This is a genomic window from Streptomyces sp. NPDC093221 (genome assembly GCF_044753885.1).
Taxonomy (GTDB): domain Bacteria; phylum Actinomycetota; class Actinomycetes; order Streptomycetales; family Streptomycetaceae; genus Actinacidiphila.
The window spans coordinates 1,302,885-1,317,492 of the sequence record NZ_JBIVOA010000002.1 but is presented as its reverse complement, the minus strand read 5'-3'; the positions used below and the strand labels follow the sequence as shown (position 1 = coordinate 1,317,492).

13 protein-coding genes are annotated in these 14,608 nt (G+C 72.3%); 4 read left to right on the top strand and 9 right to left on the bottom strand.

The window, feature by feature from the left end; all coding sequences use genetic code 11:
- Window positions 1-56 precede the first annotated feature (56 nt).
- The 3 genes from ACIQCJ_RS11865 to ACIQCJ_RS11855 form a co-directional block, all read right to left on the bottom strand.
- The gene (locus tag ACIQCJ_RS11865; RefSeq protein ID WP_402711253.1) at window positions 57-1,730 is read right to left on the bottom strand and encodes a DUF2637 domain-containing protein; all 1,674 of its coding nucleotides are present in this window, start codon (window positions 1,728-1,730) and stop codon (window positions 57-59) included.
- 163 nt (window positions 1,731-1,893) lie between these two features.
- Complete coding sequence (locus tag ACIQCJ_RS11860; RefSeq protein ID WP_355340604.1) at window positions 1,894-2,601, bottom strand: DUF3558 domain-containing protein; 708 nt, start codon at window positions 2,599-2,601, stop codon at window positions 1,894-1,896.
- A gap of 37 nt (window positions 2,602-2,638) precedes the next feature.
- The gene (locus tag ACIQCJ_RS11855) at window positions 2,639-3,550 is read right to left on the bottom strand and encodes a hypothetical protein (protein ID WP_402711252.1); all 912 of its coding nucleotides are present in this window, start codon (window positions 3,548-3,550) and stop codon (window positions 2,639-2,641) included.
- 168 nt (window positions 3,551-3,718) lie between these two features.
- Between ACIQCJ_RS11855 and ACIQCJ_RS11850 the strand changes: the two genes are divergently transcribed.
- Window positions 3,719-4,912 (top strand): RtcB family protein, encoded by a 1,194-nt coding sequence (locus tag ACIQCJ_RS11850; protein ID WP_355340599.1) that lies wholly within the window; start codon window positions 3,719-3,721, stop codon window positions 4,910-4,912.
- A 131-nt stretch (window positions 4,913-5,043) separates the two neighbouring features.
- Here the strand turns inward: ACIQCJ_RS11850 and ACIQCJ_RS11845 are convergent, their stop codons facing one another.
- Together ACIQCJ_RS11845 and ACIQCJ_RS11840 are read right to left on the bottom strand one after the other, a co-directional pair.
- Window positions 5,044-6,771 (bottom strand): methyltransferase, encoded by a 1,728-nt coding sequence (locus ACIQCJ_RS11845; RefSeq protein WP_402711251.1) that lies wholly within the window; start codon window positions 6,769-6,771, stop codon window positions 5,044-5,046.
- 187 nt (window positions 6,772-6,958) lie between these two features.
- Window positions 6,959-8,122, bottom strand: a complete 1,164-nt coding sequence (locus ACIQCJ_RS11840; protein ID WP_402711293.1) for a 4-hydroxybenzoate 3-monooxygenase — start codon at window positions 8,120-8,122, stop codon at window positions 6,959-6,961.
- Between the two features lie 298 nt (window positions 8,123-8,420).
- On the opposite strand from ACIQCJ_RS11840, the gene ACIQCJ_RS11835 reads away from it, so the two are divergent.
- The gene (locus ACIQCJ_RS11835; RefSeq protein ID WP_402711250.1) at window positions 8,421-8,969 is read left to right on the top strand and encodes an isochorismatase family protein; all 549 of its coding nucleotides are present in this window, start codon (window positions 8,421-8,423) and stop codon (window positions 8,967-8,969) included.
- A 92-nt stretch (window positions 8,970-9,061) separates the two neighbouring features.
- Here the strand turns inward: ACIQCJ_RS11835 and ACIQCJ_RS11830 are convergent, their stop codons facing one another.
- A complete protein-coding gene (locus ACIQCJ_RS11830) occupies window positions 9,062-9,832 on the bottom strand; it encodes a GDSL-type esterase/lipase family protein (RefSeq protein ID WP_391123983.1) in 771 nt (256 codons plus the stop codon).
- Between the two features lie 938 nt (window positions 9,833-10,770).
- Between ACIQCJ_RS11830 and ACIQCJ_RS11825 the strand changes: the two genes are divergently transcribed.
- Entirely contained in the window at window positions 10,771-11,178 is a 408-nt protein-coding gene (locus tag ACIQCJ_RS11825; protein WP_402711292.1) for a nitroreductase/quinone reductase family protein, read from the top strand.
- Between the two features lie 21 nt (window positions 11,179-11,199).
- On the opposite strand, the gene ACIQCJ_RS11820 is transcribed toward ACIQCJ_RS11825, so the two are convergent.
- The gene (locus ACIQCJ_RS11820) at window positions 11,200-11,730 is read right to left on the bottom strand and encodes a MarR family winged helix-turn-helix transcriptional regulator (protein WP_402711249.1); all 531 of its coding nucleotides are present in this window, start codon (window positions 11,728-11,730) and stop codon (window positions 11,200-11,202) included.
- Window positions 11,731-11,770: 40 nt separating this feature from the next.
- Between ACIQCJ_RS11820 and ACIQCJ_RS11815 the strand changes: the two genes are divergently transcribed.
- Window positions 11,771-12,712 carry an EamA family transporter gene (locus ACIQCJ_RS11815; protein ID WP_391163527.1) on the top strand — a complete coding sequence of 314 codons (942 nt, stop codon included), beginning with the start codon at window positions 11,771-11,773 and terminating at the stop codon, window positions 12,710-12,712.
- Here ACIQCJ_RS11815 and ACIQCJ_RS11810 read toward each other — a convergent pair.
- Both ACIQCJ_RS11810 and ACIQCJ_RS11805 read right to left on the bottom strand, forming a co-directional pair.
- A complete protein-coding gene (locus ACIQCJ_RS11810; RefSeq protein ID WP_355340581.1) occupies window positions 12,690-13,544 on the bottom strand; it encodes a hypothetical protein in 855 nt (284 codons plus the stop codon). The two genes, ACIQCJ_RS11815 and ACIQCJ_RS11810, sit on opposite strands and share 23 nt — an antisense overlap.
- Window positions 13,541-14,311 (bottom strand): SDR family oxidoreductase, encoded by a 771-nt coding sequence (locus ACIQCJ_RS11805; protein WP_355340578.1) that lies wholly within the window; start codon window positions 14,309-14,311, stop codon window positions 13,541-13,543. Before ACIQCJ_RS11805 ends, ACIQCJ_RS11810 begins: the two co-directional genes overlap by 4 nt.
- Window positions 14,312-14,608 lie beyond the last annotated feature (297 nt).

Genomic DNA, 14,608 nt, shown 5'->3' with positions numbered 1-14,608 from the left:
CGCCCCCGTCGTATGCGTGGCCCCCGGCCTGCGGCCTGTGGTTCACGGCCCCCGGTCTACGGGATGTGCTCGGTGTCGGACTCGGACTGGAAGCGGTAGCGCAGGTCGCGCAGGGACGGGACCAGCTCGCGCTCCTCCGGCGGCGTACCGGTGTACATGTCGGAGAGGTAGCGGGCGAACTGCCGGGCATTGGGGAAGGTGCCGAATTCGCGGACGTAGCGGCGGTAGGCGCCGAAGAACGCCTCGTCCTGCGAGATGCCGTCGGGGAATTCGAGGCCCGAGACGAATTCCGGCGCCGGAGGCTGCTCCGGCTCGGGTGCGGGCACCGCTTCCGGCTCCGGAGCGGCGTACTGCGGCTCGGGGCCCTGCTGGAAGCGCTGCTGCGCGGCGGCGGCGCTGCCGTTCAGTCCGGAACCGCCCAGCGGGCGCGACCGGTTGGGGCCGGCCGGGACCATGATCTGCGGCTGCTCCGGCTCCGGCTGCTGCTGGATCTGTTGGCCCTGCTGCCCCTGCTGCTGGGCCTGTTGCATCTGCTGCGCCATGAACGCCTGCTGCTCGCGCTGGGCCTGGAGCTGGGCGGCGGCGAACCACGGGCTGTCGTGCGCGCCCGGCATGTCCTGCTGGGGCCACTCCTGCGGGTACGGCTGCTGGTTGTACTGCTGATACTGCTGGAACTGTTCGAACTGCCGCTGCTCGTACGCCTGTTGGTGCTCGAACTCCGACTGCGGCTGGAACTGGCGCCCGTCCTGCTGCCCCGCCTGCTGTCCGGACGGTTGTCCGCCCGCGAGTCCGTTCTGCTGGGCGCTTTGCTGCTGCCGGGCCGCCTCCGCGAGGGCCGCAGCCGCCTCGGCCGCGAGGTCGGGAACGCCGTTCGGGAGGGCGTGGCCGTTCACATGGCCGTTCACCGCCCCGTTCACCGCCCCGTTGACCGTCCCGTTCGCGGCGGCCTTCGACGGCGCCGCCGTCACCGGCTCCGCGGCCTCCGCCGCGATCGGCGCGGCCGACTCGGGCCCGGCCGTCAACTCCTTGGCGGGGCGCGTGATCTCGATGCCCGCCGCTTCGAGTCCGGCGTCGGCCGTCTCCGCCAGCGGCACCCCGTACTTCGCCAGCCGCAGCGGCATGATCGCCTCGACCGGGGCCTTGCGACGCCAGGCGACGCCGTACCGCGCCCGCAGCCGCGCCCGGTAGACCAGGCGGTCCTGCTCGCGCCGGATCGTTTCCTCGTACGACCGCAGTTCCCACAGCTTCATCCGGCGCCACAGCCGGAAGGTGGGGATGGGGGCGAGGATCCAGCGCGTGATGCGCACCGACTCCATGTGCTTGTCGGCGGTGATGTCGGCGATCCGCCCGATCGCGTGCCGGGCGGCCTCCACCGAGACCACGAACAGCACCGGGATGATCGCGTGCATGCCGACGCCGAGCGGGTCGGGCCAGGCGGCGGCGCCGTTGAAGGCGATCGTCGCGGCCGTCAGCAGCCACGCGGTCTGCCGCAGCAGCGGGAACGGGATGCGCAGCCAGGTCAGCAGCAGGTCGAGCGCGAGCAGGACGACGATGCCCGCGTCCACGCCGATCGGGAAGACGTTCGCGAACCAGCCGAAGCCCTTGTCCAGGGCGAGCGAGCGCACGGCCGCGTACGAACCGGCGAAGCCGATCCCCGCGATCACCACCGCTCCGGTGACGACCACGCCGATCAATATGCGGTGCGTCCGGGTCAAACGTATCGCGGCCACCCGCGACCCCTCCTACCCCTTGGCTCCAGCCTCACTGGCGGACCGGAGCCGTACCGGCTCCGGCGGGCCCCAGACTGCCATACGGGTGAGAAGGAGAGGCGCGGCGTTGACGAACGAACGCCGTACAAACGCGCGAATACCGGGGCGAGGGGAGCGGGAGTTGTTACGCGTTCGCCGCCGCGACCGCCGCGACGGCCTCCTTGGCCGCCCGTTGCGCACCGCTCTGTACGTCGCCGGCCGACGGGTTCTTCTTGCCCTCGAGGCCCGCGCCGTTGAACTCCACCAGGACCACGACATTGCCGCTGCGGACGACCACCGAGTCGTTCTGCGAGGTGACCTTCGCGACGGTGGCCTTGCTGACCACCGAGGCCGCCTGGTCGCCGAGGCCGGTGAGGGTGGCGGAGGCCGCGCCGGGGACCTGGTTCAACGTGCCGACCTGCTCGGTGTACCGCTTCTTCGCCTGGTCCTCGGCCGTGCCGAGCGCGGTGGAGGACGTGAAGCGCTGAAGGGTGACCGACAGCCAGCGGTACTGGTAGCCGTCCTTGCCGTTGCCCGTCCAGGAGCAGCCGGCGCGCGAGGTGATGTCGTCGGACTTCACCGGGGTGCCGCCGGGCGTCTTGGCCTTGGGCACCAGCGCGTTCACGGTGGCCTGCGTGATCGCCTTGCAGGACGCCGGGAGCGCGGCGAACTTCGCGGGCGCGAGGGTCGGGGTGGCCGAGCCGCCGGACGGGCCGGAACCCGTGGAGGAGGAGGCCGAGGACTTCGCGTCGGATGATCCCGAACCGGACGAGCATCCCGCGAGAGCCATCGCGGGGACGGCCGCACAGGCGAGCAGCAGAGCGAGGCGGGAGGCGGTGTGTCGACGTTCCATGGGGGTCACCCTAAAGGGCCGCGCTGTCGGCCCCCGGTCAGTCCTTGACTTTACTCAGGAGCTGCTCCGCGACCTGCTGGGCGCCTTTTTGCAGGTCAGCGCTGTCCGGTGGCGTACTGCCACGGGGTGACGACTCCGCGTAAGTGACGGTCACCAGGACGTTGGCGGTGCGGAAAACCAGTGTCACGTCGCGGCGGGGAGGCTGTGCGTGGGGCTTGAGGACGTCATTGATAAATGCGGCGTTTCCCACATCGGTGAGGCGGCGGGGGAGGAGGTCGGTGCCGCCGCCACCGGCCGTGCCGGAACTCGTCGCCGACCCCGTGCTCGTACCGTTGCCGCCGTTCGTACCGCTGCCGGTGGTGGAATTGTTGCCGTTCGTCGTACCGCCGGTCGGCGTGGCGGTCGTCTGCTGGCCGCTCGGGGTGGCGGAGGACGACAGCGGCGGGATCGAGGCGTCGGCCGCCTCGTTGGAGAAGTCGAGGTCGGCCTGGACCTCGTCGCTGACGGCCGGGTCGTACGACACGACGCGTTCGAGGTCGATCTTCAGGGTGTTCGACGTGCCGTCGGCCCGGGTGCCGCGCCAGGAGCAGCCGACCCGGCGGTCCGTGTCGTACGTGAGCGACTCCGAGCCCGCGACGTCGGGGACGGCGGGAACCAGGGACTTGAGCAGCTCCTGGCCGACGGCCGTGCAGGGGGCGGGCAGCGTCTGGTACTTGCCGGGCGGCGCGGGCGAGACCGTGCTCGCACTGCCGCCGCCCGCGAGCTGCGCCTTCTGGTCCGAGGCGGAACCCGCCGAGTCCCCGCCGCCGGTGCACGCGCCGAGCGTGGCCAGGGCCAGCGCCACCGCGGTCACGGCCGTGCCGACGGCGGCCGGGAGGCCGCGTCCCGCCGGAGCACGTCGCGTCGCCTGGGCACCTCGCGCCGCCGGGACACTTCGCGTGGACCGCACTGGGCGGGCCCCCTTCCCCTCAGGTTCTGCCGCTCCCGCGCGCTAAACCTTTGGCGTGAGCGGGTGCGCCGTGGACACAATGTCTACCGCAAGCTTCACCCAAACCACCTCTTGGGGCGGTTTTATCGCGTGAGGCATCCTTGATTTTGCCGTTTACGGGGGATTGTCATGTCTTATACCGAGGTGCCGGGTGTCCGGGTGCCGATCCGGATGTGGACGGACCCGACCACGGTCGAGGACGTCGCGATGCAGCAGCTCCGCAATGTCTCCTCGCTGCCGTGGATCAAGGGCCTGGCCGTCATGCCGGACGTCCACTACGGCAAGGGCGCCACGGTCGGTTCCGTCATCGCGATGCACGGCGCGGTCTGCCCCGCGGCGGTCGGCGTCGACATCGGGTGCGGTATGAGCGCGGTCAAGACCTCCCTGACGGCGAACGACCTGCCCGGCGACCTCTCCCGGCTGCGCTCCCAGGTGGAGCAGGCGATTCCGGTCGGACGCGGCATGCACGACGACCCGGTCGCGCCCGGCCGCTTCCACGGCATGGCGACCTCCGGCTGGGACTCCTTCTGGGACCGTTTCGACGGGCTCGCGGAGGCCGTGAGGTTCCGCGCCGACCGCGCGACCAAGCAGATGGGCACGCTCGGCGGCGGCAACCACTTCGTGGAGGTCTGCCTCGACGAGTCCGGCGCCGTATGGCTGATGCTGCACTCCGGCTCCCGCAACATCGGCAAGGAGCTGGCCGAGTTCCACATCGGCCAGGCGCAGAAGCTCCCGCACAACCAGGGCCTGGTCGACCGCGACCTCGCGGTCTTCGTCTCGGACACCCCGCAGATGGCCGCGTACCGCAACGACCTGTTCTGGGCGCAGGAGTACGCCAAGAAGAACCGCGCCATCATGATGGCGCTCCTCCAGGACGTCATCCGCAAGGAGTTCAAGAAGGCCCGGCCGACCTTCGACGAGGTCATCTCCTGCCACCACAACTACGTCTCGGAGGAGCGCTACGACGGCATGGACCTCCTGGTCACCCGCAAGGGCGCCATCCGCGCGGGCTCCGGCGACCACGGCATCATCCCCGGCTCCATGGGGACCGGTTCCTACATCGTCCGCGGCCTCGGCAACTCCGCCGCGTTCAACTCCGCCTCCCACGGCGCCGGCCGCCGCATGAGCCGGAACGCGGCCAAGCGCCGCTTCACCACCCGCGATCTGGAGGACCAGACCCGCGGCGTCGAGTGCCGCAAGGACTCCGGCGTCGTCGACGAGATCCCGGCCGCCTACAAGCCCATCGACCAGGTCATCGACCAGCAGCGCGACCTGGTCGAGGTGGTGGCCAAGCTGAAGCAGGTCGTCTGCGTCAAGGGCTGACGCGTCGGGCGCACGGCTCCTGGAGCCGTGCGCCCGTGGCGGGTTCCTTCCTACCGCTATGGGTACGGCTATGGCTTCGGCTACGGCTATGGCTATGGCTTCGGCTTCGGCTTCGTGTGCGGGGGCGCGGCTCAGGCCCTGCGGACGTGCAGGACGGTGCCGTCCAGGGGGAGGGGCGAGCGGCCGACAAGGGTGAGGCCCGCGTCGGCGAACAGCCGGGCGTAGTGGTCGGCGCGGCGTTCTCGACCGCCGACGTTGCACATCATGTGCAGGTCCCAGGCGGTGGCCAGGGAGGCCGAGCCGTCGTCGGGCAGGACGCGTTCCACGACGAGCAGTTCGGCGGTCGGGGACATCGCGCGGGCGCAGTGCCGCAGGATCTCGCGGCAGCGGTCGTCGTCCCAGTCGTGCAGGACGCGGGACAGAACGTAGACGTCGCCGCCCGCGGGCACGTCGGCGAAGGAGCCCGGGAGGAAGGCGCACCGCCCGGTGTGACCGGCCGCGCCGAGCAGGCGGCGGGCGGTCTCGACGGTGTGCGGGCGCTCCAGCAGGACACCGCGCAGGCGGGGGTGTGCGGAAAGGATTCGGCCGAGCAGTTCGCCGTTGCCGCCCGCGATGTCGACCACGGTGGCTCCTTCGGCTCCTTCGGCCGCCGCTTCGGCCGCCCTTCCGGCCGCCGCTCCGGCCGCCGCGACGAGGACCGGGTGGTCGGGCAGCGGGTCGAACATCCGGGCGCCGGCGGCCATCGACTGGTCGAACAGCCCGGCGAGTTCGGGATCGCGGGCGAAGTGCTCGAAGTGGTTCTCGCCGAAGTGCCGTTCGAAGGCGACCTGTCCGGTGCGCACGGTGTGGTCGAGCCCGGCGAAGGACGCGTAGAACGGCCCCCCGTACATCAGCGCCAGCGACCGCATCGACCCCTCGGCGTCCGCCCGCAGCAGCCCGCCGGCGTCCGTGAGCCGGAAGCCGTCGCGGTCCTCGCTCACCACGCCGAGCATGGTGAGGTACCGCAGCAAGGTGGCCAGGTTGGGTGCCAACGCGCCGACCGTGTGGGCCAGTTCGGGCAGGCCGACGCCCCGCTCCCCGTCCATCGCGTCCGCCGCCCCCAGCCGCGCGAACGCGGCCAGCGCCTGCGTCGTCCACGCCCCGGTCAGCAGCCGCAGCAAGGTCTCGGCGGGCTGCCGCGCCCGATGCGCCTCCAAGTGCGCGTCGAGCAGGTCGCGGTGGTCGCCCGGCACGTACAACTCCACCCGCCCGTAACCGGCCTTGGCCTCGGCGGGCGCGGCGAAGTAGAACACCGTGCCGTTCTCGTGCGGGTTGTAGCCGCCGCCGTCGGGCGTCGCGCCGTACTGCCCGAAGGCCGCGCACAGACCGCGCAGCATCAGCGGGTCCGGTGCCTTGACCTCGAAGGCGACATGCGTCTCGTGCTGCCGCTCCCGCTCGTACGCCGCGACCTCGCCGAGGCCGGAGCCCGGTGGCACGGTCAGCGCGAACACCTCGACCGTCCGCCGTACCCCGTCCCGGCACTCCACCGCCGGCCGCAGAATCGCGACGTCCAGCTCCGCCGCGCGCCGCTTGTGCCGTACGGCCAGCCGCTCGCGTACGACGACGCTCGGCGTCGGCGGCGCGTCCGCGACCAGCCCGCAGTCGGCGAGCGTGGCCTCCAACTCCGCCCGGCCGGACGGGAAGACGAGCAGCGCCGCGTGCGAGAAGGCGCAGCGCTCCGCCAGCGCCCGCAACTCCGGGCCGTCGAGCCCGGGAAGCAGGAGCCGGAGCAGCGTGGCGGTGTCCTGCTCCCTGACGAAGTCGACCGTCGCGCGCAGGCGGGACGCGTCGGACGTCTCGCCCGACAGTGCCGTGATCATGTGCGGGGGGACCCTCATTCGTTCCGGGGTTCGGTCGTCCGCGTACGGGTGTACGCGGACGGGTGTACGCGAGACGGGTGCGGGGATGCGGCGGTACGGGATGCGGCGGTGCGGGATGCGGCCGCACGTACGGGGATGCGTGAACGGCGTTGTGCGGGCGGGTGGTTGGGGCGGCGGGCCGGAACGGCTAGACGCCGACGTAATGCTCGGCGAACCAGTCCTGCTGGCTGCGCGACGTGCGCAATGAGGCGAGGCGGGCGCGGCGCAGGGAGTTGTGGAACAGCGACTCGCCGTCCGCGCCGGTCGGGCCGTGCAGCAGCCCGATCATCCAGTGCGAGAACTCCTGCGCCCGCCAGATGTGCGTCAGGCAGCGCGCCGAGTAGGCGTCGAGGCCGCGCGGGTCCCCGGCCGTGAGATCGGCGGCCAGGGCGTCGGCCAGGACCGCCGCTTCGAGTACGGCCAGATTGGCGCCCTTCGCGGCGGACGGGCTGATCAGACCGGCGGCGTCGCCGACGAGGAACAGCGCGCCGTGGCGCAGGGGTTCGAGCACGTCGGACTCCAGGTCGACGACGGACCGCTGGACGAACCGGCCGCGCCGCAGCGGCCCGAACTCCCGTGCCCGCATGCGCAGTTCCAGCTCGTCCCAGATCCGCTCCGCCGGCCAGGCGTCGGCCGGGGCGCCGCGCTCGTACTGGAGGTAGTAGCGGGTGACCTCGCTGGTCCTGGCCATGTGCCCGGCGAACCCGCGCTCGTGCACCGCGTATCCGACCGCGTCCAGGCTGGGCGGCGCCTCGGCGAGCAGACCGAGCCAGGTCACGCCGTGATCGCGGTGGTGGCGGACGGCGCCGGGCGGCAGCGAACGCCGGGCGGCGCCGTGCCGCCCGTCGCAACCGGCCACGTACCGCGCCCGCCACAGGCCCGGCCGTCCGTCGGCCTCGCGCACGACGACCTCGGGCCGCTCGCCGTCGACGTCGCGTACGGCCACGGCCTCGGTGCCGAAACGAATCTGCCCGCCCCGTTCCTGGAACCGGGTCAACAAGTCGCTCACCAGGTCCTGTTGGGGGTAGACGGTATGCGGTTCGCGCTGTCCGAGCGCGCCGTAGTCCAGCCGGAACCGGCCGTCCTCGGTACGGAACTCGCAGGTGCTGTGGGGCTGCCCGCGCCGCCGCAACCCCTCGGCGAGGCCGTGCCGTTCGAGAATCCGTACGGTGTTGGCCGCCAGGAATCCCGCGCGCGCACGGGTCCGCACCCGCGCGGCCCCGGCCCGTTCCAGCACGACGCAGTCGATCCCCCGGTCCACAAGGATGTTGCCGAGCACGAGGCCGGCGGGACCGGCCCCGAGGACGACCACGTCGGTCGCGCTGCCGCCCGTCCCGCTGGTGTGGTCGGCCGGTCGCCGCCGGCTCTTCCCGTCTGTCACGGAACCAGATACTAGGTGGCTGAAAATCGCCCTTCGTACCGGAATCACCTGAATGCGCGGCTCGATACGGCAAAGAGATCGTCGGGCCCGTTGTCAGTGGCGGGGGTTACGGTGGCGGAGACCGACACGGAGCGTGACGCCCGACGTGACGCCGGACGGGACGCAGGACGTGACGCTCTGTGCGACGCAGGGCGTGAGCAGAACGGCGCGTGAGCAAGGGGGAAAGACCATGACCACTCTCAAGAACCGGCCGCACACCGCACTCCTCGTGGTGGACTCGCAGGTGGGCGTGCTCGACGGCTGCCACGAACGGGACGCGGTGGTCGCCAACATCGCCGCGCTGGTCGCGCGGGCGCGGGAGAAACAGGCCCCGGTGGTCTGGGTCCAGGACTCCGGCGAGGACCGGACGAAAGGCAGCGAGCCGTGGCGGATCGCGCCGGAACTGGGCGCGGACGACGCCGAGCCGCACATCGACAAGGTGTACGGCGACTCCTTCGAGGACACCGACCTGGAGGAGGTCCTGGCCGGTCTCGGCGTCGGGCGCCTGATCGTCGTCGGCGGCCAGACCGACGCGTGCGTCCGCTCCACGCTGCACGGCGCGTTCGTGCGGGGATACGACACGACGCTGGTCGGGGACGCCCACACGACGGAGGATCTGACCGAGTGGGGCGCGCCGCCCCCGGCCCAGGTGATCGCCCACACCAATCTCTACTGGAGCTTCCAGGCGGCCCCCGGCCGCACGGCGGGGACGGTCCCGACGAAGGACGTCGAATTCTGAGGCCGCCGCCGCCGCGACGTGCGTACGCGAAGGCCCCCTGCCCGGTGGGGGGTTGAGCGGGCGGGGGGCCTTCGGCCGGGTCGGGGCGGGCGTCAGTCGTTGGCGTTGAGCACCGGCAGGTAGCCGCTGGAGTGGCCGGTCGCGGTCGGGTGGTACGACTCCCAGCTCGGCGAGATGACCAGCGAGTGGAGGTAGGCGTCGCCCGAGCACAGCTCGTGGCCCTTGAACGTCGAGCGGACGTCGCCGAAGGAGAAGCCGTGCGCGGCGGCGCGGGCCGCGGTGGTGGTGTCGAGCACGTCGGCGGCCTCGTCGATCTTGGCGTGCTTGGTGGCGCTGAGGCCGACGCAGAAGGTGTTGAGGGTGTACATGTCGGGGTAGCCCAGGACGACGACGTGCGCCGAGGGGGCCTTGGCGTGGATCGCGTTGTAGACCGCGTCGAGGCGGGCGGGCAGCGTGTTCCTGACGAAGTTCTCCGCCGTGTTCACCCGGTTGACGCAGTCGCTGTCGGAGCCGGTCACACAGGCGGTCATGACGTCGGAGAAGCCCGCGTCGTTGCCGCCGATGGTGATGGTGACCAGGCCGGTGGAGGAGTTGAGCGGGCCGAGCTGGTTGTTCAGCACGTCCGAGGTCACCGCGCCGGAACAGGCGGTGTCGGCGAAGGAGGACGGGGCGTGCGCGTTCTTCCACAGGTACGGGTAGGCGCTGAAGCTGCGGTGACAGTCGCCGCTGGCGCTGTCGTAGTTTCCCGCGCCGTTTCCGGCCGAGTACGAGTCGCCCAGGGCGACATAGGCGGGGCCTGCGGCGTGGGCCGGGCTGACGCCCACGAGGGCCAGGGCGGCGCCCATGACCAACGTGGCCAGCATGGAGAGGGACTTGGTGCGGTTCACGGAACCTCCATCGGCGGGACGATCGCTTCAGCGATCACTTCAGCAACGAGTTGCGCCGGGGTGCGCTGAGGTGGACATGTCAAGATGGCTCTGAGCGGTAGACCGCGATGGCGGTGACGGTGGGGGGTGAGGGTGGGGGGTGTGGGGGTGAGTGGGGGGACGGGGTAACGCTCTGATTTCTGGCTGCACAGGGTGTTGCATCAAGCGGCTCCAGCGTCAACGGCCCTGCTGTCGTAAGGATCTACGCGCGAAGAACGCCGCGGGAATCATCCCCAATGAATTGGCTCCGCCAAACATGCTCACGTCAACCCACACCACATCAGCACCATCCCGCCATCCGGCGACGGTTCCGTGTCCACCCTGTGCAACCCCGCCCCGGCCGGGTGCGTCCGCCGGAGGCGGGGGGTTGCCGAAGGGTCGGCGGTGGCTCGTCGGGCGGGGCGCCCGCGCCCGCCTTGCGCGATCCCGCCCCGGCCGGGTGCGTCCGCCGAAAGCGGCGGGTTGCCGAGGGGTCGGCGGCCTTCCGCTGGGCGGGCCCGCGCCCGGCGGGTGCGAACCCGCTGCCGCGTGTGGGGTGTTCGCCGGAGGCGGCGGGTTGCCGAAGGGTCGGCGGTGGCTCTTCGGGCGGGGGGCCCGCGCCCGCTCTGTGCAACCCGGCCCCGCCGTAGGCGGGGAATGCCGAAGGGGCGGCGGGCTTTCGCTGGGCGGCCCGCGCCCGCCCTTTGTGAGCCCGTTGGCGCGGGGGTGTTCGCCGATGGCGGGGCTTCGGCTGGGTGGGTTCGCGGTCGGGGGGTGGATCCGCCCACGGAGAAGTGCGGGCATTGCGCACGGCGGAGGAGCCGGGAATGACGGGGGGTTGAGGCGGGTGGGGGGTAGAAGGGGGGGGTGTTGGGTTGGTGCGGGTGGATGAGGGAGTGGTGGGTGTGGCGGGTCGTGGGCTGGTGGTCTGGGGGCAGCGGTGGGTGGTGAATCCGGTGGCGCGGCGGACGGCGGCGTTCACGCCGGGGGCGGCGGTGGTGGAGACGACCGGGCGGGTGAGCGGGAAGCCGCGGCGGACGCCGGTGGGGGGTGCGCTGGAGGGGACCACCTTCTGGTGGGTCAGTGAATTCGGCCGGCAGTCGCAGTACGTGCGGAACATCGAGGCGGACCCGCGCGTGCGCGTACAGATCAAGGGCAAGTGGCACGCCGGTACGGCCGCCCTCGTGGACGACGACGACCCGCGTGAGCGGCTGAAGCGGCTGCCGAAGTTCAACAGCGCGGCGGTCCGGGCGTTCGGGACCAACCTGCTCACGATGCGCGTCGACCTCGACCCGGAGGACTGAGTCCGCCACGGACCGGCCGGGTCACTCGCCGGGCGGTTCGACCCGGGCCAGCCACTTCGTCAGCAGGGCTTCGAGCTGCGCGGCCTCGTCGCCGGTCAGGGCGCCCAGCAGGCGGCGCTCATTGGCCATGTGGGCCGTGAAGGCGCGGTCGATGACCTCGCGGCCGTGCGCGGTGAGCGCGACCACCCGGCCCCGGCCGTCGAGTTCGCTGGGGCGCCGGGTCGCCAGACCCGCGCGCTCCAGGCGGTCGATCCGTTTGGTCATCGCGCCGGTCGTGACCATGGTGTGCTCGGCCAGCTCCGAGGGCGCCCGCTCGAAGGGGGCGCCCGCGCGGCGCAGCGCGGCCAGGACGTCGAAGTCGCCCTCGCCGAGGCCGTGTTCGCGGTAGACGACGCACAGCTCCTCGGTGAGGCGGCCCGCGAGCCGGTGCAGCCGGCCGATGACGCCCTGCGGCCGTACGTCCACGTCCGGCCGTTCGCGGGCCCACTCCCGCTGGATCCGGGCGACGTGATCGAGCGGTTCGGGCGAGTCCAGCGATCTGCGTGCGCTCATGCCCTCCACAATACCTTCCGAGGAAGCTACATTAGCTTCCATGGAAGCTAATGTGCGGTGGTCCCTCGTCACCGCCGTCGCCCCGGTCGCCTGGGGCACGACGTACTACGTCACCCGCGAGGCGCTGCCCGCCGACTACCCGCTGTACGGCGCGGTGCTGCGCGCCCTGCCCGCCGGGCTGCTCCTGCTGGCGGTCCGCAGGCGGGCGCCGCGCGGCGCGTGGTGGTGGAAGTCGCTGGTGCTCGGCACGCTCAACATGGGCGCGTTCTTCGCGCTCGTGTACGTCGCCGCGCAGCTCCTGCCGACCAGCGTCGCGTCCACCGTCATGGCCACCTCGCCCGTCGTGATGACGCTGCTCGCCTGGCCGCTGCTGTCCGAGCGCCCGCGCGCGCTGCCGCTGCTCGGCGCCTGCGTCGGCATCGCGGGCGTGTGCCTGATGGTGCTCGACGGCTCGGACGGCATCGACCCGCTCGGCCTGCTCGCGTCCGTCGCCGCCATGACCATGTCCTCGATCGGCTACATCCTGGCCAAGCGCTGGGGCGGCGCCGTGGACGTCCTGTCCTCCACGGCCTGGCAGCTCGTCGCGGGCGCGCTCGTCCTGCTGCCGGTCGCCGCCGCGGTTGAGGGCGCGCCGCCCGCCCTGGACGGCCGCGCGCTGCTGGGCTTCGGCTACGTCACCACGGTCGGTACGGCCGTCGCCTTCGCCGCCTGGTTCACCGGGCTGCGGCACCTCACGGCGGCCGGGGTCGGGCTGATCGGCCTGCTCAACCCGGTCACCGGCGTCCTGCTCGGGACGCTGGTCGCGGCCGAGACGCTGGGCGGGCAGCAGTGGGGCGGCCTGGCGCTCGTCCTGGCCGGTGTCCTGATCGGGCAGCCGGTGACGGCGCGGGCGGTACGGCTCGCGCGCCGCGTACGCCGTGCCCGCAGGCAACGTCATGAGGGCGACACGCGGCCCGCGGCTACTTCCGGAGCACGCCCATGATGTTCCGCGCCGTCTCGATCAGCGCGGGCTGGTACTGGACGAGGTCGGGGGAGAGCGGATAGCCGCCCCCGTCGAGGCCGTTGATGGTGTCCTCGGAGACGTTGACGTCGCTGTAGGCGTTGAGGGTGAGCGAGATGACCGCGCCGCCGTGCAGGATCTTCAGCTCCTGGCCCTCGTCGCTGCGCGTGAGGAAGTACGCCTGGTCGCCGAGTCCCGGCACCGACGAGACCTCGCTCGCGGCCTGGAGGCTGCCGGTCATCATCCGCACCTGGTCCTCGAACTCGACGCGGGGATCGGTCTTTTTGTGCAGGTCGACGGCGACGGCGACGATGTAGGACATCGTGGCGCCCCGCGCGTACGGCGCCTGGGTGGAGAAGTCGCAGGCGACCTGGTCGAGGGCGGGGCCGAGGTGCTGCATCGCGGGCGACGACGTCTCGGGCGTCTCCACCGAGAGCTTCCCCGGGCTGTTGGCCCGGACGGCGGCGGTCAGCGGCTGGAGGGTCGGGCCCTCGCAGGGGCTGTCGGCGATGTGGTAACCGTGCAGGTCCGGCAGGTCGCTGTGGCCCCGGTCGTACACGAACAGGCCGCCCGCCCACAGCGCGGAGGTGACGACGGCCGCGCCGAGCACCCACACCCACGGCGGTCGTACGCGGGAGGCGGCGGCCGGAGGCGGGGGCGGGCCGCCCTCGAAGTCCACGACGAGGTCGGCCGTGCGGCCCGAGGCGCCGGGACCGTCGGCCGTATCGGCGGCGTCGGGCGTGCCGAGCACCCCGTAGTCCGGCTCGCCGCGCTCGTGGGGTCCGCCGCCCGTCAGCTCCGGCTCGGATATCACTGCGGCTCCTCGCGGTGCACCTTGTAGTTGCTGGCCTGCGCGCGCGGGCGCAGCACCAGGAGGTCGACGTTCACGTGCGCGGGCCGGGTCACCGCCCAGGAGACGGTGTCGGCCACGTCGTCGGCGGTCAGCGGCTCGGCGACGCCCGCGTAGACGGCGGCGGCGCGGTCGGCGTCACCGCGGAAGCGGGTCAGGGCGAACTCGTCGGTACGCACCATGCCGGGCGCGATCTCGATGACGCGCACCGGCTTGCCGTTCAGCTCCAGGCGCAGCGTCTCGGCGATCACGTGCGCGCCGTGCTTGGCGGCCACGTAACCGCCGCCGCCCTCGTACGTGGCCAGGCCCGCGGTCGAGGACAGCACGACGACGGTGCCGTCGCCGGAGGCGGTCAGCGCGGGCAGCAGCGCCTGCGTCACGTTGAGCACGCCCAGCACGTTGACCTCGAACATCGCCCGCCAGTCGGCCGGGTCCGCGGTGGCCACCGGCTCGGTGCCGACGGCGCCGCCCGCGTTGTTCACCAGGACGTGCACCGGCGGGTACTGGTCCAGACCCGCCGCGAACGCGTCCACGGCCGCCCGGTCGGTGACGTCCAGCCCGTACACGGACGCCGAACTCCCCTGCTCCGTCAGCTCCTTGGCCAGCGCTTCCAGCCGGTCCGCGCGGCGCGCGGTGAGCACGACATGGAAGCCCGCCTCGGCGAGCTTGCGCGCGGTGGCGGCTCCGATGCCGCTGCTCGCGCCGGTGACCACTGCGGTACGGGGGCTCATGTGGTGCTGCCTTCCACGGACGGTGCCTGCTCGGTTCTGCTCCGGGGCCCCGGGCTCTGCTGTGGCCAGAGCCCTGCTGGGTGTTTTCCCTGGGCAGCAGCAGCATAAGCGGCCGGTTGTCCGGTACCGGGCGGCGCGGGTCGGCGGGTGGCGCTGTGCGGTCGGGCGGGTACGTCACGTGTTTTCGGCCAGCGCCGCCGCGTTGTGGCTCATCTCACGTGGAGCGCCGCCAACTGCGGAATTCATGCTGCGCGGCAGTCGCGTCAGGCTGCTTTGAGCCATGTCGCCCTGGCCGCC